The following is a 23,883-nucleotide window of genomic DNA, read 5'->3' on the forward strand; positions in this document are numbered from 1 at the left end:
CTCAGGCGCCGCGGAGGGTGGCGCCGACGCGTTCGGTGGCCCGGGCCACCGCGGCGTCGCGGGCGGCCACGGCCTCCTCGACGGTCAGGGTGCGGTCCGGGGCCCGGAAGGTCAGCTTGTAGGCCAGCGACTTGCGGCCGGCCCCCAACTGCTCCGAGGCGTACACGTCGAACAGGCGCACCGACTCCAGCAGCTCACCCGCTCCCTCGATGAGGGCCTGCTGGACCTGTTGGGCGGGCACGGTCTCCTCGACCACCAGGGCCACGTCGATCAGGGCCGGGGGGAAACCGGAGACTCCGGGCGCGGGCAGCACCGGGGCCGCCGGCAGGGCGTCCAGGTCCAGCTCCATGGCACTGGTCCGCCGGGGCAGTTCCAGGTTGGCCAGCACCGCCGGGTGCAGCTCACCGGCGTGACCGACGACCACCCCGTCCACCAGCAGCTGCGCGCAGCGGCCGGGGTGCCAGGGGGCGTACTCGGTGGCCCGTACCTCGATCCGGTCGGCCGGGATGCCGGCGGCCGCGAGGACCTCCCGGCCCGCCTGGACGGCGTCCGCCCAGGAGGCCGGTCGCCCGGCCCCCCACCAGCCGGCCGGCTCGATGTCGCCGGTCAGCACGACGGCGACATGCCGGGGCTGGTGCGGCACGACCGCGTCGGCGGCGGCGAACTCGGCGTCCGTGGGCCGCCGGTCCACCCCCATGGTCGGCGGGCTACCGGCGCCGGGGCGGGGCTGGAACACCACCCCGATCTCGTAGAGGGCCAGATCCCGCAGGCCCCGGCCGAGGTTGCGCCGGACGATGCCGAGCAGCGGGCCGAGCAGCGTGGTCCGCAGCAGCGGCTCCTCGTCGGAGAGCGGATTGGCCACCCGTACGGCCTGGCGGCGGGGATCCTCGGCGGGCAGGGCGAACTGGTCGGCCAGGTCGGTGGCGACGAAGGGGTGCGCCAGCACCTCGACGTAGCCGCGTTCGGCCAGGGCCCGGGACACCGCCCGGTTGCGGCGCTGCTGCCAGGTCAGCCCCCGACCGGGCGGGGCGGTGGGCAGCAGGGACGGCACCTTGTCGTACCCGTCCAGGCGGACCACCTCCTCGACCAGGTCGGCCGGGTCGGTCAGATCGGGCCGCCAGGTCGGCGGGGTGACACTGAGGACGTCGGTGTCACCTCCGGTGACACGGGGCATGACGGTGTCCCCGGCGGTGACCCCCACCTCGCCGGGGTCCTCGGTCAGCCGGTCGGTGCCCCGGGCCACCGTGCAGCCGATCTGCTCCAGCAGGGCGACCACCCGCGCCGGTGGGTACGCCACCCCGACCCGCCGGCTGGGCAGGTCGACCGGCAGCGTCACCGGGGTCCGGGGGGTCACGTGGTTGATGTCCAGCACCTCGTCCCCGGCGGTGCCGCCGGCGTACCCGGTGAGCAGGGCGACCGCCCGGTCCAGGGCGACCAGCGGCAGGGCCGGGTCGACCCCCCGCTCCCACCGCTTCGCCGCCTCGCTGAACAGCTTGTGTCGACGCGCGGTACGCCCCACCATCGCCGGATCCCAGTGCGCGGCCTCGAACAGCACGTTGACCGTGCTGGGCAGCACCTCGCTGGTCTCGCCACCCATCACGGCGGCCAGCGAGATCGGCACCCCGTCGCCGTCGCCGCCGAGCGGGTTGGGCAGGCCGGCGTCGCAGATGACCATGTCTTCCGGGGCCAGGGCCCGGGTCACCCCGTCCAGGGTGGTCAGCTTCTCCCCCGCCACCGCCCGGCGCACCACCAGGGGCCCGGCCAGCCGGTCGGCGTCGAAGGCATGCATCGGCTGCCCGAGTTCCAGCATCACGTAGTTGGTGATGTCCACCGGCAGGGAGATGGTCCGGATGCCGGCGACCGTGAGCCGCCGCTGCATCCACTCCGGGGTCTGTGCCGTCGGGTCGACCCCGCGCACCATCCGGGCCGCGAACCGGTCACAGCCCACCGGGTCGCGTACCTCGACCGGGTAGGCGGGGGCGGCGGTGCCCGGGGTCGCGGGGATGCGACCCCGGTCGGAGTAGTCCAGACCCAGGGCGTGGGCCAGTTCGCGGGCCAGCCCGCGCAGGGACATCTGGTAGCCCCGGTCCGGGGTGATCTCCACCTCGACGACGATGTCGTCCAGCCCGACCACCGGGCGGGCGTCGTCGCCGGGGGCGGCGACGACGTGCTCGGGCAGCACCAGGATGCCGGAGTGGTCGTCGCCCAGGCCCAGTTCCTTGGCGGAGCAGATCATGCCGTGGGAGTTGCGCCCGTAGGTCTTGCGGGCACCGATGGCGAAGCCGCCCGGCAGCACTCCGCCGGGCAGGATCACCACGACCCGGTCACCGGGGGCGAAGTTGCGCGCCCCGCAGACGATCTCCTGCGGTTCACCGGTGCCGTTGGCGGCACCCACGTCTACCCGGCAGAACCGGATCGGCTTCTTGAAGCCGGTCAACTCCTCGATGTCGAGGACCTGGCCGACCACCAACTGCCCGGTGACCGTGGTGGACAGGTCCACGATGGACTCCACCTCGATACCCAGGTCGACCAGGGCCCGCTCCAGGTCGGCGGCGGACAGGTCCGGCAGGTCTACGTACTCCCGCAACCAACTGACAGAAACTCGCATGACTCGTTACCACCGTCTCCGTAACTCGCGCGCCCGCACTACGCCCCGTGGCCGAACGCCCGGGTGAACCGGACATCGCCCTCGACCATGTCCCGCATGTCCCCCACCCCGTGTCGGAACATCACGGTGCGGTCGATGCCCATGCCGAAGGCGAACCCGGAGTAGACCTCCGGGTCGATGCCGCAGGCCCGCAGCACCCGGGGGTTGACCATGCCGCAGCCGCCCCACTCGACCCACTGGGGGCCCTTGCGGTGCTCCGGGAACCACACGTCGAACTCCGCCGACGGCTCGGTGAACGGGAAGTAGTGCGGCCGGAACCGGGTCTTGGCGCCCTCGCCGAACATGGCCCGGGCGAAGTGGTCCAGGGTGCCGCGCAGGTGGGCCATGGTGATGCCCTTGTCCACCACCAGGCCCTCGACCTGGTGGAAGACCGGGGAGTGGGTGGCGTCCAGCTCGTCGGTGCGGTAGACCCGACCGGGTACCACCACGTAGATCGGCGGCTTGCGGGTGAGCATGGTGCGCGCCTGCACCGGCGAGGTGTGGGTACGCAGCACCAGCCCGGACTGCTCGGGTGCGATGTGGAAGGTGTCCATCAGGCCCCGGGCCGGGTGGTCGACCGGGATGTTGAGGGCGTCGAAGTTGGTCCACTCCAGCTCGACCTCGGGCCCCTCGGCCACCTCGTAGCCCATCCCGATGAACAGGTCGCTGATCTGTTCCATCAGCACACTGACCGGGTGCCGGGAGCCGCGCGGGCGCCGGTCGTAGGGCAGGGTCACATCGACCCGCTCGGCGACCAGGACCCGCTGCGCCTGCTCGCGGTCGAGCACCTCGGATCGGGCGGCGTAGGCCTGCTCGATGCTGCGGCGGGCCTCGTTGACCCGCTTGCCGGCGTCGGCCTTTGCGGCCGGCGGCAGGGCCCCGATCTCCCGGCGGGCCAGCGAGACCGGGGACCGGTCGCCCAGGTGCGCCGGACGCACGGCGGCCAGGGCGTCGGGGTCACCGGCGGCGGCGAACGCCTTCTCGGCCTCGGTCACGGCCTCGGCCAGGGCGGCCGGGTCGAGCAGGGCAACCTGCTTCGGGTCGTACGGATCGTTGCGGTAGGTCATGGCGTACGGGCACTCCTCACGGCGGTGCCGGCCCTCAGGGGCGGCGAAGCGAGTCTACGGACGCGCGGCTGCGCCGCAGCCCGCCGGTGGGAGTGGTGCGGAGAGCAGATCAGGCCCGCCGCCCGCCGACACCGGCGGGCTGGCTAAACGTACGCCGTGGTGTGTCCACCATCACCGGCCGCTCTCCTCGTGCTCTGCGCGTGATCTCATCTCAGCGCTGGGCTCTCGCCGAAGCGTACAGGCAGACCGCGGCAGCCGCAGCCAGGTTGAGGCTCTCGGCCCGCCCGTGCAGCGGCACCCGGACCCGGGCGTCCGCAGCGGCGATCAGCTCCTCGGGCAGCCCATGCGCCTCGGAACCGAACAACCAGGCGGTGGGTACGGCCAGCCGGCCCGCGTCGGCCAACTCATCGAGATCCGTCTCGCCGTAGCCGGTCGCGGCCAGCACGGTGAGACCGGCCGCCCGGGCGGCTACCAGCACCGCCGCCGGGTCGCGTTCGCGCACCACGTCGACATGGAACAGGCTGCCCGCCGAGGACCGGACACACTTGCCGTTGTACGGGTCGACGGCCTCCCCGGCGAAGACCACCGCGGCGGCACCGGCCGCGTCGGCGGTGCGCAACACCGTCCCGGCGTTACCGGGGTCCCGGATGCCGGCGAGCACCGCCACCAGCCGGGGGGCCCGGGACAGGGCGGTCTCCAGGGGCACGTCCAGGTGTTGGCAGACGGCGACCAGGCCCTGCGGGGCCACGGTCTCGGCCAACGCCGCCAGGGCCTCCTCGGTCACCTCGGAGACGGGTACGTCGGCGCCGGCGGCGGTCGCCGCCAGGTCGGCGTACCGATCGAGGGCGGCCGGGGTGCCGAACACCTCGACCACCGTCCGGGGGCGGGCCAGGGCCTCGCGGACCGCCTGGGGCCCCTCGGCCAGGAAACGGCCGGTGGCCTCGCGTTCCCGGCGACGCTGGAGTCGGCGGGCGGCGACCACCCTGGGGGTACGCGGTGTGAAGGGCATGGTGTCCTCTCACCACACACACGCGAGGCGCCCCCCTGGTCGAGGGACGCCTCGCGGTGTCGTGCGGGGATCAGGCGGCCTGGGCCGCCGCGCCGCCGATGCCCTCGGCCTGCACCGCGGCACGGGCCAACTCGACGATCGCCGCGAAGGCGGCGGCGTCGTTGACGGCCATGTCGGCCAGGATCTTGCGGTCGACCTCGATGCCGGCCAGGCGCAGGCCCTGGATCAGCCGGTTGTAGGTCATCCCGTTGGCGCGGGCACCCGCGTTGATCCGCTGGATCCACAACTGCCGGAAGTCACCCTTGCGGTCGCGACGGTCCCGGTAGGCGTACTGCATCGAGTGCAGCACCTGCTCCTTGGCCTTGCGGTACAGCCGGGAGCGCTGACCGCGGTAACCACTCGCGGTCTCCAGCAGGGTACGGCGCTTCTTCTGGGCGTTCACAGCCCGCTTGACGCGTGCCATCTCAACTCCTTCTTGGGCTCAGGTGGCGCGCGTCAGCGGCCGAGCAGCTTCTTGATGCGCTTGACGTCGGCCTTGGCCACCTCGACCACGCCCGTCAGCCGGCGGGTACGGGTGGAGGGCTTCTTCTCCAGGAGGTGGCGCTTGTTGGCCTGCTCCTTCATGAGCTTGCCCTTGCCAGTCACCCGGACCCGCTTACCCGTCCCCGTGTGGCTCTTCATCTTCGGCATGTGGAACGTCTTCTCCCCTGTTACTGGCCGCTGGTGTCAGCGGTCGTGCCGGTCTCACCGGCTGCTGCGCTCTCACCGGCCGCAGCGGGCTCGGCAGCCGCCGCGGGCTCCTCCGCGGGCTCCTCCGCGGTCCGCTCCCGGGCTCCACCACGCGATGCCGTGGCGGCGACCGCGGAGGCCTTCACGGCCCGGTGCGGAGCGAGAACCATGATCATGTTTCGGCCGTCCTGCTTAGGAGCGGACTCGACGTATCCCAGTTCCGTGATCTCGGATTCGAGCCTACGCAGAAGCCGGTAACCCAGCTCCGGGCGACTCTGCTCGCGACCGCGGAACATGATCGTCACCTTGACCTTGTCGCCGGCCTTGAGGAACCGCACCACGTGACCCTTCTTGGTCTCGTAGTCGTGCGGATCGATCTTCGGCCGGAGCTTCATCTCCTTGATGACGGTCTGCTGCTGGTTACGCCGCGCTTCGCGCGCCTTGAGTGCGCTCTCGTACTTGAACTTGCCGAAGTCCATGAGCTTGCACACCGGCGGGCGCGCCATCGGCGCAACCTCGACCAGGTCCAGATCGACGTCCGCGGCCAGCTGAAGGGCGCGCTCCAGCGGGACGATGCCCACCTGCTCACCCTCGGGGCCGACCAGTCGGACCTCACGTGCCCGGATCTGCTCGTTCACGCGTGGTTCGACGCTGATGGGGCCTCCTCGAGTCGGTTCTTCATCGGTAGCCGACCCAAGCGGTCCCCGTCGGGAACCGGCCCGGAAAGCAGAAGGCCCCGGCACATGCCAGGGCCCGCTCGACCGGTCGGCACGATCACAGGATCGCGCATCCGGAGCCGGAAGGTGCCCGGAACCGGTGACCGGACCCGGCCGCCGCAGTCGGCGACTCGGGTGGGAGCAGGCGCCCCACTTTCACGGCCGTCCGCTCACGCAGACAGCCTGGTCGACTTGACCACACTACACCCATGCCCATCGGGGCCCCAACTCGGCACGGCCGGCGGCTCGGGACCAGGGGATCAGGAGCCTGCGGCGCCCTGGGCCAGGGTGGCCAGGTGGGCCTGGTGCAGCCGGCGCAGGGCCCGGACCCCGTCGACCGCCAGCTGCTTGTCGGCGGCCTGGAGGGCCACCATCGGCAGCAGGTCGTCGTCGTACAGCTCCAGGGCGGCCCAGGGGGCACCCCGGTCGAACCGGACCCCCCGCACGACCTCCCAGGGCAGCTCGTAGGAGCCGATGATGTTGCGCACCCGCACCCCGCGCGCGTCCGCCTCGACCCGGGGCCGGGTGAACAGCAGGGCACCGAGGGCGAAGATCACCCCTAGGCCGATCATGGCGAACTGGTCGCCGCGCTGGAAGGTGCCGAAGCCGTTGCCGGTGGGGCCGGTCAGGGTGGTGGCGATCAACGAGAACACCACCACCAGCACGACCGCCGACACCCAGCAGACCACCCGGATGCGCCGGGGTCGGAGCCGGACCGACTCACCGCCGGTCACCGGCTGAGGCTCGGCCGTGCCGGCACTGGGCTGCGCTGGATCCCGCCGCTGACTCATGTCCTCAGTCTGCCATCCGCCCACGGTCCGACCGATGGCGCCACACGCGGCGACACCAGCACCGACGCCGGCCTCACAACCGGCAGGCGTGGATGTTGGTGACCAGGATCGCCCGGGCCCCCAGCTCGTAGAGCTCGTCCATGATCCGGTGCACGTCGTCGCGGAGCACCATGGCCTGCACCGCCACCCAACCCTCGCGGTGCAGCGGGGAGACCGTCGGCGACTCGATGCCCGGGGTCAGGGAACTGGCCCGGTCCAGCAGACCGGCCGGCACGTCGTAGGCCAGCATCACGTACCGGCGGGCCACCAGCACCCCGTGCAGCCGGCGCAGCAACTGCTCCGCCTGCGGGTTCACGGTCGCCCCGGCCCGACGGACCAGCACCGCCGAGGAGCGCAGCAGCGGCTCGCCGAAAACCACCAGGCCGGCCTGGCGCAGGGTGGCCCCGGTCTCCACCACGTCGGCCACCACGTCGGCCACGCCCAGGCGGATGGCGTTCTCCACCGCCCCGTCGAGGCGGATCACCTCGGCCTTGACCCCCAACTCGGCCAGGTAGCGCTCGACCAGGCCCGGGTAGGCGGTGGCGATCCGGTGCCCACCCAACTCCCGTACGTCGTCGACGTCGTCCGGGCGGGCGGCGAACCGGAAGGTGGCCCGGCCGAAGTTCAGGTCGACGACCTCCTCGGCGGGTGCGCCGGAGTCGATCAGCAGATCCCGGCCGGTGATCCCGACGTCCAGATCACCGGAGCCGACGTAGGTGGCGATGTCCTTGGGACGCAGGTAGAAGAATTCGATGTCGTTGGCCTCGTCCCGGCAGACCAGGTCCTTGGGGTCGCTGCGCTGGCGGTAGCCCGCCTCGCGCAGCATCTCGGCGGCCGAGGAGGCCAGGGCGCCCTTGTTGGGTACGGCGACACGCAGCATGACGGAGTGCTCCTTCGATCGGGTCCAGGGTCGATGGCGGGCACTCAGAGATGTCGGTAGACGTCCTTGAGCTCCAGCCCGCTGGCGAGCATCAACACCTGAACCTGGTAGAGCAGCTGGGAGATCTCCTCCGCGGTGCGCTCCGGCCCCTCATGCTCGGCGGCCATCCACGACTCGGCGGCCTCCTCGACCACCTTCTTGCCGATGAAGTGCACCCCCTTCTCCAGCGCGGCGACCGTGCCCGAGCCGGGGGTGCCGGCCGCGGCCTTGGCCTGCAGCTCGGCGAACAACTCCTCGAAGGTCTTCACGGAACCGGATTCTCCCAGTCGCCCTGGGTGGCGGCACGCACCGGGTCCGGTGGTGACCGGTAAGCGGGACTTGTATTCCCTACCACCATGGTGGGACACCGGTACGGCGGTCACCGCAGGTGGTCGTACGCTGTCGGCCATGGTCAGCACCCCACGCATCCGTACCCTCGCCACGGCCGGCGCGGTCCTCTTCGCGGTCACCGCCTGCGCCCCGCAGAGCGAGCCCGCCCCCCAGCCCACGGCCTCCGGCGCGAACGCGTGCGCCAAGGAGAACCTACCCACCCAGACCCCCGGCAAGCTCACCATCGCCACCGACGAGCCGGCCTACCAGCCGTGGTTCGTCGACAACAAGCCCGACAGCGGCGAGGGCTTCGAGTCGGCGGTGGCGTACGCGGTGGCGGAGAAGCTCGGCTACACCCGTGACGAGGTCGTCTGGACCCGGGTGAAGTTCGACTCGGCCATCGCACCCGGGCCCAAGACCTTCGACTTCGACATCAACCAGTTCTCGATCACGGACGAGCGCAAGAAGGCGGTGGACTTCTCCGCCCCCTACTACCTGGTGCGGCAGACCGTCATCGCGCTGAAGTCCTCCAAGATCGCCGGTAAGACCAGCCTGGCGGACCTGCGTGACGCCAAGCTCGGCGCCCAGGTCGGCACGACCAGCTACCAGGCGATCACCGACCTGGTGAAGCCGACCCAGCAGCCGCAGGTCTACAACAGCAACGACGACGCCAAGAAGGCCCTGCAGAACGGCCAGCTCGACGGCCTGGTCGTCGACCTGCCCACCGCCTTCTACATCACCGCCGCCGAGATCGAGGACGCGGTGATCGTCGGGCAGTTCCCGCAGGTGGGCACCCCGGAGGCGTTCGGGCTGCTGCTGGACAAGGACTCCCCGCTGACCGGTTGTGTCAGCAACGCGGTCGGGCAACTCTCCGCCGACGGGGTGTTGAAGGAGTTGGAGCAGCGGTGGCTGGCCCAGGTCGCGGGAGCCCCTGAGCTCACGTGAGCACCACCCGTCACGTCCCCTCCCCTGCCCAGCGGGCCCGTGAGGAGTACCGCCGCCGGCAGACCACGCTGAGTGTGCTGATCGCCGCCGCCTCCACGGCGGCGATCGGCACCCTGCTGGCGATCGCGGTGACCGGGGCACCCGGCTGGGAGCGGGTACGCGCCTCCTTCCTGGATCCGCAGATCGCCCGCGACGCCCTGCCGGCGGTGCTGACCGGCCTCTGGCTCAATCTGCGGTTGCTGGTCTGCTGCGCGCTAGGGGCGCTGCTGCTCGGGTTGATCATCGCGATCCTGCGTACCCTGCGGGGGCCGGTCTTCTTCCCGATCCGGGCCCTGGCCACCGGCTACACGTACGCCTTCCGGGGCCTGCCGCTGATCATCGTGCTCTACGTGCTCACCCTCGGCGTACCCGGTCTGCGGTTGCAGGGCATGCCGTCGGTGCTGGTGCTGGGCGGGTTGGCGCTGGTGCTCACCTACGGCGGCTACCTGGCCGAGGTGTTCCGCGCCGGCATCGAGTCGGTGCATCCCAGCCAGTTGGCGGCGGCCCGGTCCCTGGGGCTGACCTACCGGCAGACCATGCGGCACGTGGTGCTGCCCCAGGCCGTCCGGCGGGTGGCGCCGCCACTGCTCAACGACGTGGTGGCGTTGCAGAAGGACGTCGGTCTGGTCTCCCTGGCCGGGCCGATCGACGCGGTCCGGGCCGCGCAGATCGAGACCGCGCAGAGCTTCAACTACACCCCGTACATCCTGGCCGGGGTGCTCTTCGTCCTGCTGGCCATTCCGCTGATCGCCGTCACCGACCGGGTGACGCTGCGGGCGGCCCGACGCCAGTCCGGAGGCTGACCATGGACGTGTTGCGGTGCCGAGGGCTGCGCAAGGTCTTCGGCGACCAGGTGGTCCTCGACGGTCTCGACCTGACCGTGGCCGAACACCAGGTGGTGGCCCTGATCGGGTCCTCCGGGTCGGGCAAGTCGACCCTGCTGCGCTGCATCAACCTGCTGGAGGACCTGCACGACGGGACGATCGAACTGGACGGCGAGGACATCTCCGCCCCCGGTGTCGACCCCGACAAGGTACGCCGCCGCATCGGCATGGTGTTCCAGTCGTACAACCTCTTCCCGCACCTGAGTGTGCTGGACAACATCACTCTGGCGCCCCGTCGGGTGCACCGTCGGGCGCGGGCCGAGGCGGAGGCCCGGGCCCGGGAGCTGCTGGAGCGGGTGGGGTTGGGGGCCAAGGCCGACGCGTACCCGGACCGGCTCTCCGGCGGCCAGCAGCAGCGGGTGGCGATCGTGCGGGCGCTGGCCAACTCCCCCCGGCTGCTGCTGCTCGACGAGGTCACCTCGGCCCTGGATCCGGAGCTGGTCGGTGAGGTGCTGACGATGATCCGTGACCTCAAGGGCGAGGGGATGACCATGGTGCTGGCCACCCACGAGATGGGCTTCGCCCGGGACGTGGCCGACCAGGTCTGCTTCCTCGACGCCGGACGGGTGATCGAATCCGGTCCCCCCAGCCAGGTCCTCGCCGACCCCGTCCACCCCCGCACCCGCCAGTTCCTGACCCGCATCATCGAGGCCCGCCGCCTCTGACCCCACCACCCCTCCCTCTCCCCGCCACCCTGCGGGGGAGGGTTGATCATGAGGTTGGCGGCAGCTTGAAGATCGAGGCCCGCCGCCAACCTCATGATCAACCCTCCGGAGGGCGGGATCACACGGACGGTGTTGGGGTTGGGTTGGGGGTAATGATCGAGGCCACAAGAAGGTGGCTGGGTAAGCTCGATCGGGTACGAAACGCGCCCATGACGATGTCGCCAGAGGTAGCCGCCATGTCCAGTCGTCCGTCCGAGCCCGTCGACCCCGCCCGCCTCCAGGAGGTCCTCGACGGGCCGTGGGCCGGGGTCCGCGAGGCTCATCGTCGCAAGCTCGACGACAGCTTCCTGCCGGTGTACGGCGAGACCGGCGACCAGGCCCGGGAGCGGATCACCCGGCTGCTGGGCCGGCTGCCGGTCGATGAGGGCATGCCGGCGGCCTTCCCGCCCGAATACGGCGGCCACGGCGACATCGGCGGCTCGATCGTGGCCACCGAGATGCTGGCCCAGGTCGACCTGTCCCTGATGGTCAAGGCGGGGGTGCAGTGGGGCCTGTTCGGCGGTGCCGTGCTGTCCCTGGGCACCCGGCGGCACCACGACGCCTACCTGCGGGACATCGTCGCCGGTGACCTCCTCGGCTGCTTCGCGATGACCGAGACCGGGCACGGCTCGGACGTGCAACAACTGCGCACCACCTGCACCTACGACCCGGAGACCCAGACCTTCGACCTGCACACCCCGCATCAGGCGGCCCGCAAGGACTACATCGGCAACGCCGCCCGGGACGGTCGGATGGCGGTGGTCTTCGCCCAGTTGGTCACCAAGGGACAGCGGCACGGGGTGCACGCCTGGCTGGTCCCGATCCGCGACGCCCAGGGCAACCCGCTGCCCGGGGTGACCATCGGCGACGCCGGGCCCAAGGCCGGCCTGCTCGGGGTGGACAACGGGCGGCTCAGCTTCGACCACGTCACCCTGCCCCGGGAGGCGCTGCTGGACCGGTACGGCCAGGTGGCCCCCGACGGCACCTACTCCAGCCCGATCTCCAACGACTCCCGGCGCTTCTTCACCATGCTCGGCACCCTGGTCCGGGGCCGGGCCAGCGTGGGTGGCGCCGCGGCGGCGGCCACCAAGGTGGCGCTGACCATCGCGGTGCGCTACGGCGACCTGCGCCGCCAGTTCAGCGCCCCCGATGCCGAACGTGAGGTGCTGCTCAACGACTACCTGGCCCACCAGCGCAAGCTGCTGCCGGCCCTGGCCACCACGTACGCCCTGCACTTCGCCCAGGCCGAGCTGGTCGCCGCGATCGACGAGGTGCAGGGCGGCGACGGTCCGGTCGACGAGCACCGGCAGCGGGAGTTGGAGTCCCGGGCCGCCGGGCTGAAGGCCGCCCAGACCTGGCACGCCACCCGCACCATCCAGATGTGCCGGGAGGCCTGCGGCGGCGCCGGCTACCTGGCCGAGAACCGGCTACCCGGCCTGAAGGCCGACACGGACGTCTTCACCACCTTCGAGGGCGACAACACCGTGCTCCTGCAGTTGGTGGCCAAGGGGCTGCTCACCGGCTACCGGGACGAGTTCGGTTCCCTGGACGGCTGGGGGCGGGCCTCCTTCGTCGCCGAACAGGTCCGGGAGATGGTGCTGGAGCGTACGGCCGCGCGGGCGCTGATCGAGCGACTCGTCGGCGCCGTGCCCGGCCGGGACGAGGAGGTCGCCGTCACCGACCGGGGCTGGCAGCTCAAGGTCTTCGAGGACCGGGAGAAGCACCTGCTAGACGGCGCGGTCCGGCGGCTGCGCAACGGCGCCGCCACCAAGAAGGACCGCCCCTTCGACATCTTCAACGACGTGCAGGACCACGTCCTGACGGTCGCCGCCGCCCATGTCGACCGGGTCACCCTGGAGGCCTTCGTCGCCGGCATCGAGAAGACCACCGACCCGGCGGTCAAGGCCCTGCTGTCCCGGGTCTGCGACCTGTACGCCCTCAGCGTCATCGAGACCCACAAGGGCTGGTTCCTGGAGCACGGCCGGCTCACCCCGGCCCGCGCCAAGGCGATCACCGGGGTGGTGAACAGCCTGCTCAAGGAGCTACGCCCGCAGATGGGCACCCTGGTGGAGGGCTTCGGCATCCCGCCGGCGTGGCTGCACTGCGCCATGCTGCGCGAGGAGGGCGACCGGCAGGAGGCCATGGCCGCCCACGACGCCGCCGGTGACCCGCAGACCGTCCCGGCCTGACCGGGCCTGATTCCCGACTGTTCGGTAACGGACCGTAGCGACCGCGATCGTCAAGTGCCACCGGATCCTGGGGCCACACCCTTCACAGACGGGAGCCCCTGATGATCTGGATCATCGAGAGCAAGAGCAAGCTGAGCCGAGTGTTCGCGGCCGACCTCGAGCGCCTGGGTGCGAATGAGGCGGTCGCGACACACGTTTCCCGGTCCGTGCTGAACAGTACGATCGCCGAGGTGCAGACCCCGCTCGTGCCTGCGCCCGACCCGGGCGAGCCGGTTCTGGTCCTCGCCCACTCCGGCTACGACCTCGACGCCCGGCACAACCGGGAGGCACCCTGGATCGGCGGGCGCTGGCTGGACGAGTTCGTCCAGGACGTCACGCTGAAGTTCACCCCCGCCGGCCTCAGCGGCCGTACCCTCTGGTTCCTGGTCTGCCACACCGGGCACGACGTCACCACGCTGGCCGGCCTGCTGGCCGCCGCCGGAGTGGACAACGTGACGATCTACATGCCGACGGACTTCATGTACATCAGCAACACCGGCATCCCGCACGTGCTGCTCAGCGAGGCGGACCTCGGCACCGTCAACAAGGACGTGGCCCGGTGTGACAGCGACTACTGGAGCATCCAGGGATCGCAGCCCACCGGCAGCTACTGGGCCGGCTGCTCGATCAGCGGGCAGGTGGTCACCACACTGTCCGCGACGGCGGTCGAGGAGGCCGTCCAGGAACAGTTCGACCCCGACGGGACCGAAGTCTGAGCCGGTAGAGGGCCGGGAATCCCGGTCAGACCCCGAAGCCGACGCGCTGGGTGCCGCCGGTGGCGACCTGACGGATGGCCAGGGCGGCGTCCAGCGCGGCGACGGTGGAGGCCCAGCCCTTGTCCTCGGCCGAGCCGGGCAGCCCGGCCCGGTCCCGGGCCTGCTCCAGGGTGTCGACCGTGAGCACCCCGTGCGCCACCGGCTTGCCCTCGTCGAGGGCCACCCGGGTCAGCCCCTCGGTGACCGACTGGCAGACGTAGTCGAAGTGGGCGGTGGCACCCCGTACCACCACGCCGAGGGCGACCACGACGTCACAGCGGCGGGCCAGGGCCTGGGCCACCACGGGCAGTTCCACCGAGCCGGCCACCCGGGCCACCACGGTCCGGGCCCCGCAGGCCTGGGCGGCGGCCACCGCCCGGTCGAGCATGTGGTCGGTCAGTTCACCGTGCCAGCGGGCGGCGACCACCCCCACGGTCATCCCCGCCGCGTCGACCGGGGCCGCGCCCGGCTCACCGAAACCCGCCATGTCCCTACGCTCCGATCTCGTTGCCGGCCACCGGGCGGCCCATCGGGGCCTCGGCGGTCTCGTCCACGTCGAGCAGGTGTCCCATCCGGTCGCGCTTGGTGCGCAGGTATCGCACATTCTCCGGGTGGGTGCGTACCGGCAGGCTCTCCCGGCCGGTGACGGTCAACCCGTAGCCCTCCAGCCCGGCCCGCTTGGCGGGGTTGTTGGTGAGCAGCCGCATGGTGCGCACCCCTAGGTCGTAGAGGATCTGGGCCCCGGTGCCGTAGTCCCGCGCGTCGGCCGGCAGGCCCAGGTCCAGGTTGGCGTCGACCGTGTCGCGGCCCTGGTCCTGCAACTGGTAGGCCCGCAGCTTGTGCAGCAGCCCGATGCCCCGCCCCTCGTGGCCGCGTACGTAGAGGACCACTCCCCGCCCTTCCCGGGCCACTCGGTCCAGGGCGGCGTTGAGTTGGGGGCCGCAGTCGCAGCGCACCGAGGCGAAGGCGTCCCCGGTCAGGCACTCGGAGTGCACCCGTACCAGCACGTCCCGGCCGTCACCGATGTCCCCCATCACCAGAGCGACATGTTCGGCCGAGTCGTTCTCGCTGCGGTAGCCCAACGCCCGGAACACCCCGTGCTCGGTGGGCATCCGGGCCTCGGCGACCAGTTCGACCTGCTTCTCGGTACGCCGCCGGTAGGCGATCAGGTCGGCGATGGTGATCAGGGCCAGGGAGTGCTCGGCGCAGAACTTCTCCAGGTCCGGCAGGCGCATCATGGTGCCGTCGTCGTTGACCAGTTCGCAGAGCACCCCGGCCGGTCGCAGACCGGCCAGCCGGGCCAGGTCGACGGCCGCCTCGGTGTGGCCGGCCCGCCGCAGCACCCCGCCCGGGCGGGCCCGCAACGGCACCACATGCCCGGGCCGGGCCAGGTCGGCCGGGCCGGTCGAGGGGTCGGCGAGCAGCCGGATGGTGTGCGCCCGGTCGGCCGCGGAGATGCCGGTGCTCACCCCCTCCCGGGCGTCCACCGTGACGGTGTACGCGGTCTGTCGGCGGTCCTGGTTGGTGTGGTGCATGGGCGGCAGGTCCAGCCGGTCGCACTCGCCCTCGGTCAGCGGTACGCAGATGAACCCGGAGGTGTACCGCACGGTGAAGGCCAGCAGTTCCGGGGTGGCCAGTTCGGCGGCGAAGATCAGGTCGCCCTCGTTCTCCCGGTCGGGGTCGTCGACCACGACGACCGGCCGACCGGCGGCGATGTCCGCCAGGGCCTGTTCGATGTCGGTGAAGGGTCCCGGCTCGCTGTGCTCGCTCATGCGACGGCCTCCGAGTAGATGGGCGGAATCGGGACGGACATCGCGGTGCTGACTCGCGCGGTATGCCACCGGCTGACCGGGCCGCACCCGCCGGCGGCGGTCACGACGCCACCGGCCCGGACAGGTCGAGGCCGGACAGGTTGAGGCCGGGCGGGTTGGTGCCGAGCAGCCGCTCGACGTACTTGGCCAACACGTCCACCTCCAGGTTGACCGGGTCGCCGACGGCTCGGGTGCCCAGGGTGGTCAGCGCCAGGGTGGTCGGGATCAGGCCGACGGTGAACCAGTCGGTGCCGACCTCGGCCACGGTCAGGGAGACCCCGTCGATGGTGATCGAGCCCTTCTCCACCACGTACCGCGACAGCCCCGCCGGCAGCCGGAACCGGACGGTCTCCCAGCGGGGTGCGGGCTCCCGGGCCAGCACCTCGCTGACGCCGTCGACATGCCCCTGCACCAGGTGCCCGCCGAGGCGGCTGCCCAGCGCGGCGGCCCGCTCCAGGTTGACGCCGTCACCGGGGCGCAGCCCGCCCAGGGCCGAACGGCGCAGGGTCTCCCCCATCACGTCTGCGGTGAACACCCCGCCGTCGACCTCGACGACGGTCAGGCAGACCCCGTTGACCGCGATCGAGTCGCCATGGCGGGCGTCGGAGGTGACCAGGGGGCCACGGACCGCTACCAGGGCGGAATCCTGGGCCGTCGGGGTCACCCCGACGACCTCGCCCAGTTCCTCGACGATGCCGGTGAACATGCCTAGCCCTCCCTCTTGCGGGGTGACGCGGTGATCCGTAGATCCGGGCCGATCTGCGTAACGTCGGTGATCTCCAGGTCGATGGCCTCGGCGATGGTGGTCACACCCGCGTCGACCAGGGCGGCCGGGCCCGCGCCGAGCAGTCGGGGGGCCAGGTAGCCGACCACCCGGTCGACCAGGCCGGCGGCCAGGAAGGCCCCGGCCAGCCTGGGCCCGCCCTCCAGCAGCACCGCCCGTACCCCCCGGGTGTGCAGGGCGGCCAGCAGCGCGGGCAGGTCCACCCCGCCGTCCGGGTCGGCGCCCACCTCGGCCGCGGTGGCGATCCAGGTGCGGGCCGCGCCGTCGCGGACCTGGGCGTCGGTCGGGGTACGCCCGGCGGAGTCGACCACCACCCGCAAGGGCTGCCGGATGGCCAGGCTGCCGTCGCGCAGGTTGCGTACGGTCAACCGGGGGTCGTCGGCCAGGACGGTGCCCACCCCGACGATCACCGCGTCGACGGTCGCGCGCAGCGCGTGTACGTCCATCCGGGCCGCCTCGGAGGTGATCCACATGCTGGTGCCGTCGGCCGCCGCAGAGCGCCCGTCCAGGGTCGCCGCGTACTTCCAGATGACGTAGGGCCAGCCCCGGCGCATGGCGGTCAGCCAGGCGATGTTGCCCTGCTCCGCCTCGGCGGCCCGGACCCCCAGGTCCACCCGGACACCGGCGGCCCGCAGGGTGGCCGCGCCCCCGGCCGCCACCGGAGTGGGGTCGGGCACCGCGATGACCACCCGTGCCACCTGGGCTTGCACCAGGGCGTTGCTGCACGGGCCGGTACGCCCGGTGTGGTCGCAGGGTTCCAGGGTGACCACCGCGGTGCCACCCTTCGCCCGGTCACCGGCCTGGGCCAGCGCGACGATCTCGGCGTGCGGCCCACCGGCGTACGCGTGGAAGCCCTCGCCGACGACCTCGCCGTCGGCGTCGAGCAGCACGCAGCCGACCACGGGATTGGGACTTGTCGTGCCGAGCCCGCGCGCCGCGAGTTCGATCGCGCGACGCATCGCCTCGTCCACGGAGACGCTCGCCATCGCCTGGTCCCTGCCCTCTCGCTGGTCCTGGCGCGGGCGGGGAGCGGGGAACAAGCATGCGGCGGCGGAGCCCAGGAACGGCACAGCCGCCCCCGGGACGGGTGGGTGCGCACGCCGAGCTGCGGCGAGCACCGACCCTTCCGATCCGCGCGCTGTCTCCCATCCGGACTGTCTGGGCGCGGACGGACCGCACCCAACCGTCGGCCCCGGATTCTCACCAGGTCCACCGGGCGGACTGACCGCTCCCGGGTCGCGGGCTTACCACGGTCAGACCGTGGATCACCGCCGGTTCGGAATTACACCGAGTCCCGCCAGCGCGTGGTGGGTACTGAGGGAAAGTCTTACACGTAGGGCGGGTGATTTGGCCAGCCCGGCGAGCTACTTCACATGACGGTTACCCGGGTCACCGACGCCGCGTCGACGGTCCACCGCCACGTACGAACCGGGTTGGCTCTTGGCCACGGTTTTCATTTCCGAAGCGATCGTCATGGCCTCAAGTGGGCTGGTCAGACGCTTGTCGGAGTCGGATATGCAGACCCCGATGGACAGGGTCACCAAGGCCGCTTTTCGGATGTTTCCCCGCCGGTCCTTCAGCTCCACGTACCCCCGTTCGCGGTCCGTGGGGTCGTAGAGGGCGTCCGCCGCCTTCTCGAATTGTGCGGAAACCCGGGAGGTCAGCGGCCGGACCTGATCCGGGGTGCAGACGAAGACGAAATCGTCCCCACCGACATGCCCCAGGAAGGCCGGCGGCGGGGCCACCGAGACCACCGCCTGATGCAGGGTGCGGGCCAGGGCGGAGATGAAGTCGTCGCCCCGGACGAACCCGTACCGGTCGTTGACGCTCTTGAACCGGTCGATGTCGATGTAGCCGACCGCGTAGTCCGTGCCGATGCGGACCCGATCGGCGATCTCCCGCCGGATGCGGCTGTTACCCGGCAGCCCGGTGAGCGGGGAGACCTCACGGAACTCCTTGTTGCGGCGCAACGTCGAGGTGACCCGGGCCAGCAGTTCCAGGGTGTCGAAGGGCTTGACCAGATAGTCGTCCGCGCCCGCGCTCAGCCCGTTGACCTTGTCCTGGGTCATCCCCTTGGCGGTCAGCATGATCACCGGCAGGACGGCCGTCATCGGGTCGGCCCGCAGCCGCCGGGTCAGTTCCAGGCCGTCGATGCGGGGCATCATCAGGTCGACCACGGCCAGATCGGGACGCTGACGGGCGATCAGCTCCAACGCCTCCTGACCGTCGCTGGCCAGCATGACCTCGAAACCGTGCAACCGCAGGTTGAACTCGACGAAACGGGCGATGTCCTCGTCGTCGTCGACGACGAGGATCACGTCCTTGCGATCGCCGGCGGCCTCCACCTCACTGCCCGTCGACCGCGCGCTCCGCCAACCCCCGCAGCCGGCGTACCGCCTCGGCCGGATCGTCCGCCCCGTAGACCGCGGTCCCGGCGACGAAGGCGTCCGCACCGGCCGCGGCGGCCTGCTCGATGGTGTCCGCGGCGATCCCGCCGTCGACCTCGATGCGCAGTTCCAGGTGACCGGCGTCGCGGTGCCGGCGGACGGCGCGGACCTTGTCCAGCAGTTGCGGGATGAACCGCTGACCGCCGAACCCGGCCTTGATGGTCATCACCAGCAGAGTGTCGAAGTGGGGCAGCAGGTCCAGGTACGGCTCGATCGGGGTGTCCCGGTCGATCGCCAGTCCGGCCTTGGCCCCGGCCGCGCGCAGGTCCTTGGCCAGCGCCACCGGATCGTCACACGCCTCGGCGTGGAAGGTGACGTTGTAGGCCCCGGCGTCGGCGTAGCCGGGCGCCCACCGATGCGGGTCGTTGATCATCAGGTGGACGTCGAAGGGGATCTCGGTGGCGGCGCGCAGACTCTGCACCACCGGCAGCCCGATGGTCAGGTTCGGTACGAAGTGATTGTCCATCACGTCCACGTGCAGCCAGTCCGCGGCGTTCTCGACGGCGCGGACCTCCTCGGCGAGGCGGGAGAAATCGGCGGCGAGGATGCTGGGCGCGACGATCAGCGGCGGTACGGTCACCGGGCCAGTGTACGAAGGCGGTGACCGGCCGCCGGCAGCGCGGCACCGAACCGGACACCACGTGACCCAGAGGTGACCAATGGTGCAGAATGACACCCTCCGGAGACGGAGGCACGCGAATTGGTGATTTCCGACTGGCCGAAGCGGCGAATCGCGGCGACACTCCATCCGGGACGGTGACGGTAACCTGCTGGCCGTGGGCACGGGAGCCGCAGCCGGGCACCGGCTCCCGGAAAGGGCGGACGATGCGACGCTGGTTCGCGGCGCTGGCGTTGGCCAGTGCGGCTGTGATTGCGTTGAGTGGCTGCGTACGACAGGGCGCGACGGACGGCGACCTCACCGACGACTGGCCGGCCCTGCGGGCACCGACGATGTTCGTCCCGGCCACGGACGCCTGCCTGCCCCGGGTCACCGCGATCGTGCAGGCGAGCACCTACGAGACCGTGGACTGCGCCCGCAATCATCTGGCCGAGGCGGTGCACGTCGGCTTCTTCACCGGTGCGGCGGCCCGCGGCCCACGTCCCTCCCCCGGTTCCGCGGCCCTGCGCGCCGCCCGGGCCGAGTGCGACCAGCGGGCCCGACTGGTCCTCGGCGGCGACTGGCATGTCGCCCGGCTGACCCTGAACATCGCCCTGCCGTCGGTGTCGGCCTGGAACGGCGGCGCGCGATGGTTCCGGTGCGACCTGAGCGAGACCGACAGCATCGACAACACCCGGCCGGTCAACCGCACCGGCAGTCTGCGTGGCGCCCTGATCGGTGACTCCCCCCTGGTGCACCGCTGCTTCGACCCCAAGCTGATCGGCAACAGCCTTAACTACATGGCTCCCGTGCTGTGCACCGAACCGCACGGCGCCGAGTTCGTCGGGGTCTACATCGAGCGGGACATGACCTGGGAGGAGTTCAGCCGCTCCGCCGGCCAGGCCCACCGCCGCTGCATGTCCCTGATCGCCGCGTACGCGGATGTGCCCAACAACTCCGACCTGCCCTACCGCGCCGGCTCGATCTTCTACCCGCCCTCCCAGCGGGAATGGGAGGAGGGCGACCGGGGGGTGCGGTGTCTGTTGTGGAGCGATGACCGCAAGCTCACCGGATCGATGCGGGGGGTCGGCCCGCAGGGGCTCCCGGTGACCTGAGGGTGCCGTATGCTGCCGCTGCGCGTGCGGGGTGCACGGGTACGGGGGAGGTCTACGGATGCGACGGTGGCTGACCGGAATCGCACTGGGCACTGTGGTGGCCCTGGCGCTGGGCGGCTGCACGACACCGGAGGGGACCGACGGCGATCTCAGCGACGACTGGGCGCCGATGGCGGCACCGGTGGTGTTCACCCCCGCGGCACAGACCTGTCACCCCCAGCCTGTGGTGGTCGGTCATCTCCGCGACTACACCCCGGTGGCCTGCGATCAACCGCACCAGGCCGAGACCATGCATGTCGGCACCCTGCCCGAGACCGACGAGAAGGAGCCGCCGGTCGTCGGCAGCGCCGGAATGCGGACCGCCTTCACCGAGTGTGACCAGCAGGTGCGCAAAGCCCTCGGCGCCGACTGGCGGATCGCTCGGGTCAGGTTGAGTGTGGTCCTGCCCTCGCCGCAGGGGTGGACCGGCGGAGCACGCTGGTTCCGCTGCGACGTTCGCGAACTGTCCGACCTGGAGGACTCGACTTCGGTACGCCGCACCGCCAGCCTGGCCGGGGCCCTGTCCGGGTCCTCCCCCCTGCGGCACGGGTGTTTCCGGGCCAAGACCGACGGCAGCCTGGTGACCGAGATGGTCGCCGTGAAGTGCACGGCACGGCACCGGGCCGAGTTCGTCGGTGTCTGGAAGGCCCCGAACAGCAGCTACGAGAAATTCCTGAACAACTCCACCCGCAACCATCGGGCCTGCCGCAGCCTGGTCGCCAAGTACGCCAAGGTGCCGGACGACGGCAACCTCGAGTACCGCACCGGCACCATCTTCTACCACCCCGACGAGGACGAGTGGCGCAGCGGCGACCGGGGGGTGCGGTGCTTCCTGTGGAGCAACCGGCGGGAGCTGACCCGTTCGGTGAAGGGGGCCGGCACCCGAGCCCTGCCGATCGGCTGAGTGCGACCGGCAGGGCTCGGCGTCAACCCGCCCCGCAGGGGGTCAACTGCGGCGCAGCATGGCGAGGAACATGGCGTCCGTGCCGTGCCGATGCGGCCACAACTGCACCGTGGGCCCGTCCCCTAGACCCGGCATCCCCGCCGGCAGCAACGGCCGGGCGTCGATGAAGTCCACCGGGGTGCCACTACGACGGGCCGCCTCGGTGACGGTCACATGGGTCTCCACCGTGTGCGGTGAACAGGTCACGTAGGCCACCACCCCACCCGGGCGGACCGCTCGGATCCCGGCGGTGAGCAGTTCCCGCTGCAACCGGGTCAGCGCCGGCAGATCCGAGGGCTGACGCCGCCACCGCGACTCCGGTCGACGGCGCAACGAACCCAGCCCGGTGCACGGGGCGTCGACGAGCACCCGGTCGAAGTGCCCCTCCGGCAGCTTAGGCTCGGCACCGACCAGCCGTCCGTCGGTGTGCAACACCGTCACCGGCAGGCCCCGGGTGGCGTTCTCGACGAGACGCGCCCGGTGCTCAGCCACCTCCACCGCGGTCAGCCGGGCCTCGCGCTGGGCCGCCAGGGCCCCCAGCAGCCCGGACTTGCCACCCGGCCCGGCACACAGGTCGAGCCAGCGACCGTCCGGGCCCTCCACCGGTGCCTGCACCAGGGCGGCGGCCACCAGTTGGGAACCCTCGTCCTGGACGTGGGCCCGCCCGTCGACCACCGCGGCCAGGTCCCCGGGGGCGCCGCCGGCGAGATAGACCGCGTACGGCGAGAAGGCACCCGGGGCGCCACCGGAGGCGTCGGCCAGCTCGACCGGGTCGGCCAGACCCGGCCGGGCGCACAGGTGCACCGGTGGGCGTTCGTTGTTCTCGATCAGCAGCCGGGTGGTCTCGCCGAGGTCCCCGCCGAGCGCCTCCGCGAAGGACCGGACGATCCACTGCGGATGGCTGTGGGCGAGGGCCAGGTGACCGATCGGGTCGGTCTCCATCGACGGCGCCAGCCGGGCCACCCACTTGTCGATGTCGGATGCCGAGACCTCGCGCAGCACCGCGTTGGCGAACCCGGTGGCCCCCTGACCGACCATCCGCACCAGGTCGACCGTCGAAGAGACGGCCGCGTGCGGGGGCACCCGGGTGTGCAGCAACTGGTACGCGCCGATGCGCAGCGCGTCGCGGACCGGCGGATCGATGCGCTCCACGTCCCGCCCGGCCGCGGCGGTGAGGATCGCGTCCAGGGTGCCGGAGTGTCGCAGGGTGCCGTAGGTCAGCTCGGTGGCGAAGGCGGCGTCCCGCCCGTACAGCCCCTCGTCCCGCAGGATCGCCGGCAATACCAGATTTGCGTACGCGTCGTCCCGGTTGACCGCGGCGACGGCCTGGTACGCGGCGTACCGGGGGCGGTCCATGGCCGGGCGCGGGGCACGCGGGCCCCGGCGGTCCGCCTCCCGGCGGGGTGCGGCGTCCCTCACGCGAAGTCCTCCCCGGCGCTGACCCGGGCGCCCCGCGCCCAGTCGGTGGCCGACATGGCCCGTTTGCCGGCCGCCCGCACCTCGCCCAGACGGATCGGGACGGTGGCCGTGCCGACGAGTACCCGCGACTTCTCCACCAGCAGCTCACCGGGCTTGAGGGCGGCGGCGTCCGGGGCCGCTACGACCGGTCCCAGCTTCACCCGCTCGCCCCGGAAGGTCGTCCAGGGGCCGGGTGCCGGGGTGCAGGCGCGGATCCGGCGGTCCACCGCGAAGGCCGGGTCGGACCAGCGGACCCGGGCGTCCTCCACGGTCAGCTTCGGTGCCAGGGTTACCCCCTCGGCGGGCTGGGGCTCGGCCCGGGCGGTGCCGTCGGCCAGGGCGTCCAGCACCGCCACCAGCAGACCGGCGCCGGAGTGGGCCAGCCGCTCCAGCAGGTCACCGGAGGTGTCGGCCGGCCGGATCTCGTCCGTGAGGGTGCCGTAGACCGGGCCGGTGTCCAGCCCCTCCTCCAGTTGGAAGACGCTGGCCCCGGTGATCTCGTCACCGTGCAGCACCGCGTGCTGCACCGGGGCGGCCCCCCGCCAGGCGGGCAGCAGCGAGAAGTGCAGGTTCACCCAGCCCAGCCGGGGGATCTCCAGCGCCACCGGCGGCACCAGGGCCCCGTAGGCCACCACCGGTACGCAGTCCGGGGCCAGCTCGCGCAGCCGGTCCAGGAACTCCGGCTCACGGGGGCGGGCCGGGGTGAGCACCTCGATGCCGTGCTCGTCGGCCCAGGCGCCCACCGGGGAGCGGACCAGGCCGCGACCGCGACCGGCCGGGGCGTCCGGGCGGGTGACCACGGCGACCAGCTCGTGCCGGGACTCGGCGACGGCGGCCAGGGCGGGTACGGCGACGGCCGGGGTTCCGGCGAAGATCACACGCATGC

General features: G+C 71.8%; 24 protein-coding genes and 1 riboswitch. Of the genes, 7 read left to right on the plus strand and 17 right to left on the minus strand.

Going from position 1 to position 23,883, the window contains the following annotated elements; genetic code table 11:
- Position 1: 1 nt before the first annotated feature.
- The 9 genes from OIE53_RS12185 to OIE53_RS12225 form a co-directional block, all read right to left on the minus strand.
- The gene (locus tag OIE53_RS12185; RefSeq protein WP_327026714.1) at positions 2-2,608 is read right to left on the minus strand and encodes a phenylalanine--tRNA ligase subunit beta; all 2,607 of its coding nucleotides are present in this window, start codon (positions 2,606-2,608) and stop codon (positions 2-4) included.
- 38 nt (positions 2,609-2,646) lie between these two features.
- Positions 2,647-3,714, minus strand: coding sequence for a phenylalanine--tRNA ligase subunit alpha (pheS, locus tag OIE53_RS12190; protein ID WP_327026715.1), 1,068 nt, complete (start codon positions 3,712-3,714; stop codon positions 2,647-2,649).
- A gap of 211 nt (positions 3,715-3,925) precedes the next feature.
- The gene (locus OIE53_RS12195) at positions 3,926-4,723 is read right to left on the minus strand and encodes a TrmH family RNA methyltransferase (protein ID WP_327026716.1); all 798 of its coding nucleotides are present in this window, start codon (positions 4,721-4,723) and stop codon (positions 3,926-3,928) included.
- Positions 4,724-4,793: 70 nt separating this feature from the next.
- Positions 4,794-5,186: a 50S ribosomal protein L20 gene (rplT, locus tag OIE53_RS12200; RefSeq protein ID WP_327026717.1), complete on the minus strand. Its 393-nt coding sequence runs from the start codon at positions 5,184-5,186 to the stop codon at positions 4,794-4,796.
- Between the two features lie 32 nt (positions 5,187-5,218).
- Entirely contained in the window at positions 5,219-5,413 is a 195-nt protein-coding gene (rpmI, locus tag OIE53_RS12205) for a 50S ribosomal protein L35 (RefSeq protein WP_221085149.1), read from the minus strand.
- Positions 5,414-5,433: 20 nt separating this feature from the next.
- A complete protein-coding gene (gene infC / locus OIE53_RS12210) occupies positions 5,434-6,090 on the minus strand; it encodes a translation initiation factor IF-3 (protein WP_327026718.1) in 657 nt (218 codons plus the stop codon).
- 338 nt (positions 6,091-6,428) lie between these two features.
- Positions 6,429-6,959, minus strand: coding sequence for a PH domain-containing protein (locus OIE53_RS12215; RefSeq protein ID WP_393339883.1), 531 nt, complete (start codon positions 6,957-6,959; stop codon positions 6,429-6,431).
- Positions 6,960-7,032: 73 nt separating this feature from the next.
- The gene (hisG, locus tag OIE53_RS12220; RefSeq protein WP_327026719.1) at positions 7,033-7,878 is read right to left on the minus strand and encodes an ATP phosphoribosyltransferase; all 846 of its coding nucleotides are present in this window, start codon (positions 7,876-7,878) and stop codon (positions 7,033-7,035) included.
- Between the two features lie 44 nt (positions 7,879-7,922).
- Positions 7,923-8,186 (minus strand): phosphoribosyl-ATP diphosphatase, encoded by a 264-nt coding sequence (locus OIE53_RS12225; protein ID WP_013732805.1) that lies wholly within the window; start codon positions 8,184-8,186, stop codon positions 7,923-7,925.
- A gap of 139 nt (positions 8,187-8,325) precedes the next feature.
- On the opposite strand from OIE53_RS12225, the gene OIE53_RS12230 reads away from it, so the two are divergent.
- The 5 genes from OIE53_RS12230 to OIE53_RS12250 all read left to right on the plus strand — a co-directional run bounded on the left by OIE53_RS12230 (position 8,326) and on the right by OIE53_RS12250 (position 13,763).
- Positions 8,326-9,192: an ABC transporter substrate-binding protein gene (locus OIE53_RS12230; RefSeq protein ID WP_327026720.1), complete on the plus strand. Its 867-nt coding sequence runs from the start codon at positions 8,326-8,328 to the stop codon at positions 9,190-9,192.
- The gene (locus OIE53_RS12235; RefSeq protein WP_327026721.1) at positions 9,189-10,034 is read left to right on the plus strand and encodes an amino acid ABC transporter permease; all 846 of its coding nucleotides are present in this window, start codon (positions 9,189-9,191) and stop codon (positions 10,032-10,034) included. Before OIE53_RS12230 ends, OIE53_RS12235 begins: the two co-directional genes overlap by 4 nt.
- Before the next feature lie 2 nt (positions 10,035-10,036).
- A complete protein-coding gene (locus tag OIE53_RS12240; protein WP_327026722.1) occupies positions 10,037-10,780 on the plus strand; it encodes an amino acid ABC transporter ATP-binding protein in 744 nt (247 codons plus the stop codon).
- Positions 10,781-11,016: 236 nt separating this feature from the next.
- Positions 11,017-13,008 (plus strand): acyl-CoA dehydrogenase family protein, encoded by a 1,992-nt coding sequence (locus OIE53_RS12245; RefSeq protein WP_327026723.1) that lies wholly within the window; start codon positions 11,017-11,019, stop codon positions 13,006-13,008.
- Positions 13,009-13,109: 101 nt separating this feature from the next.
- On the plus strand, positions 13,110-13,763 hold the full coding sequence (locus tag OIE53_RS12250; protein ID WP_327026724.1) for a hypothetical protein: 654 nt from the start codon (positions 13,110-13,112) through the stop codon (positions 13,761-13,763).
- A gap of 25 nt (positions 13,764-13,788) precedes the next feature.
- Here OIE53_RS12250 and ribH read toward each other — a convergent pair whose 3' ends face one another.
- The 6 genes from ribH to rpe all read right to left on the minus strand — a co-directional run bounded on the left by ribH (position 13,789) and on the right by rpe (position 19,424).
- Positions 13,789-14,289, minus strand: coding sequence for a 6,7-dimethyl-8-ribityllumazine synthase (gene ribH, locus OIE53_RS12255; RefSeq protein WP_327026725.1), 501 nt, complete (start codon positions 14,287-14,289; stop codon positions 13,789-13,791).
- Positions 14,290-14,293: 4 nt separating this feature from the next.
- A complete protein-coding gene (locus tag OIE53_RS12260; protein WP_327026726.1) occupies positions 14,294-15,574 on the minus strand; it encodes a bifunctional 3,4-dihydroxy-2-butanone-4-phosphate synthase/GTP cyclohydrolase II in 1,281 nt (426 codons plus the stop codon).
- A 100-nt stretch (positions 15,575-15,674) separates the two neighbouring features.
- Complete coding sequence (locus OIE53_RS12265; protein ID WP_327026727.1) at positions 15,675-16,319, minus strand: riboflavin synthase; 645 nt, start codon at positions 16,317-16,319, stop codon at positions 15,675-15,677.
- A 2-nt stretch (positions 16,320-16,321) separates the two neighbouring features.
- The gene (gene ribD, locus OIE53_RS12270; protein ID WP_327026728.1) at positions 16,322-17,383 is read right to left on the minus strand and encodes a bifunctional diaminohydroxyphosphoribosylaminopyrimidine deaminase/5-amino-6-(5-phosphoribosylamino)uracil reductase RibD; all 1,062 of its coding nucleotides are present in this window, start codon (positions 17,381-17,383) and stop codon (positions 16,322-16,324) included.
- Between the two features lie 147 nt (positions 17,384-17,530).
- Positions 17,531-17,703: riboswitch (FMN riboswitch) on the minus strand.
- A 58-nt stretch (positions 17,704-17,761) separates the two neighbouring features.
- Positions 17,762-18,742: a GGDEF domain-containing response regulator gene (locus tag OIE53_RS12275; RefSeq protein ID WP_327026729.1), complete on the minus strand. Its 981-nt coding sequence runs from the start codon at positions 18,740-18,742 to the stop codon at positions 17,762-17,764.
- A gap of 1 nt (position 18,743) precedes the next feature.
- Entirely contained in the window at positions 18,744-19,424 is a 681-nt protein-coding gene (gene rpe, locus OIE53_RS12280) for a ribulose-phosphate 3-epimerase (RefSeq protein WP_327026730.1), read from the minus strand.
- Positions 19,425-19,669: 245 nt separating this feature from the next.
- Between rpe and OIE53_RS12285 the strand changes: the two genes are divergently transcribed.
- Complete coding sequence (locus OIE53_RS12285) at positions 19,670-20,557, plus strand: septum formation family protein (protein ID WP_327026731.1); 888 nt, start codon at positions 19,670-19,672, stop codon at positions 20,555-20,557.
- Between the two features lie 58 nt (positions 20,558-20,615).
- On the plus strand, positions 20,616-21,500 hold the full coding sequence (locus tag OIE53_RS12290; protein WP_327026732.1) for a septum formation family protein: 885 nt from the start codon (positions 20,616-20,618) through the stop codon (positions 21,498-21,500).
- A gap of 42 nt (positions 21,501-21,542) precedes the next feature.
- On the opposite strand, the gene OIE53_RS12295 is transcribed toward OIE53_RS12290, so the two are convergent.
- Positions 21,543-22,895 (minus strand): RsmB/NOP family class I SAM-dependent RNA methyltransferase, encoded by a 1,353-nt coding sequence (locus OIE53_RS12295; protein ID WP_442791399.1) that lies wholly within the window; start codon positions 22,893-22,895, stop codon positions 21,543-21,545.
- 59 nt (positions 22,896-22,954) lie between these two features.
- Positions 22,955-23,881 carry a methionyl-tRNA formyltransferase gene (gene fmt, locus OIE53_RS12300; protein WP_327026734.1) on the minus strand — a complete coding sequence of 309 codons (927 nt, stop codon included), beginning with the start codon at positions 23,879-23,881 and terminating at the stop codon, positions 22,955-22,957.
- Positions 23,882-23,883: the final 2 nt, after the last annotated feature.

It is taken from the genome of Micromonospora sp. NBC_01739 (assembly GCF_035920385.1).
GTDB lineage: Bacteria > Actinomycetota > Actinomycetes > Mycobacteriales > Micromonosporaceae > Micromonospora.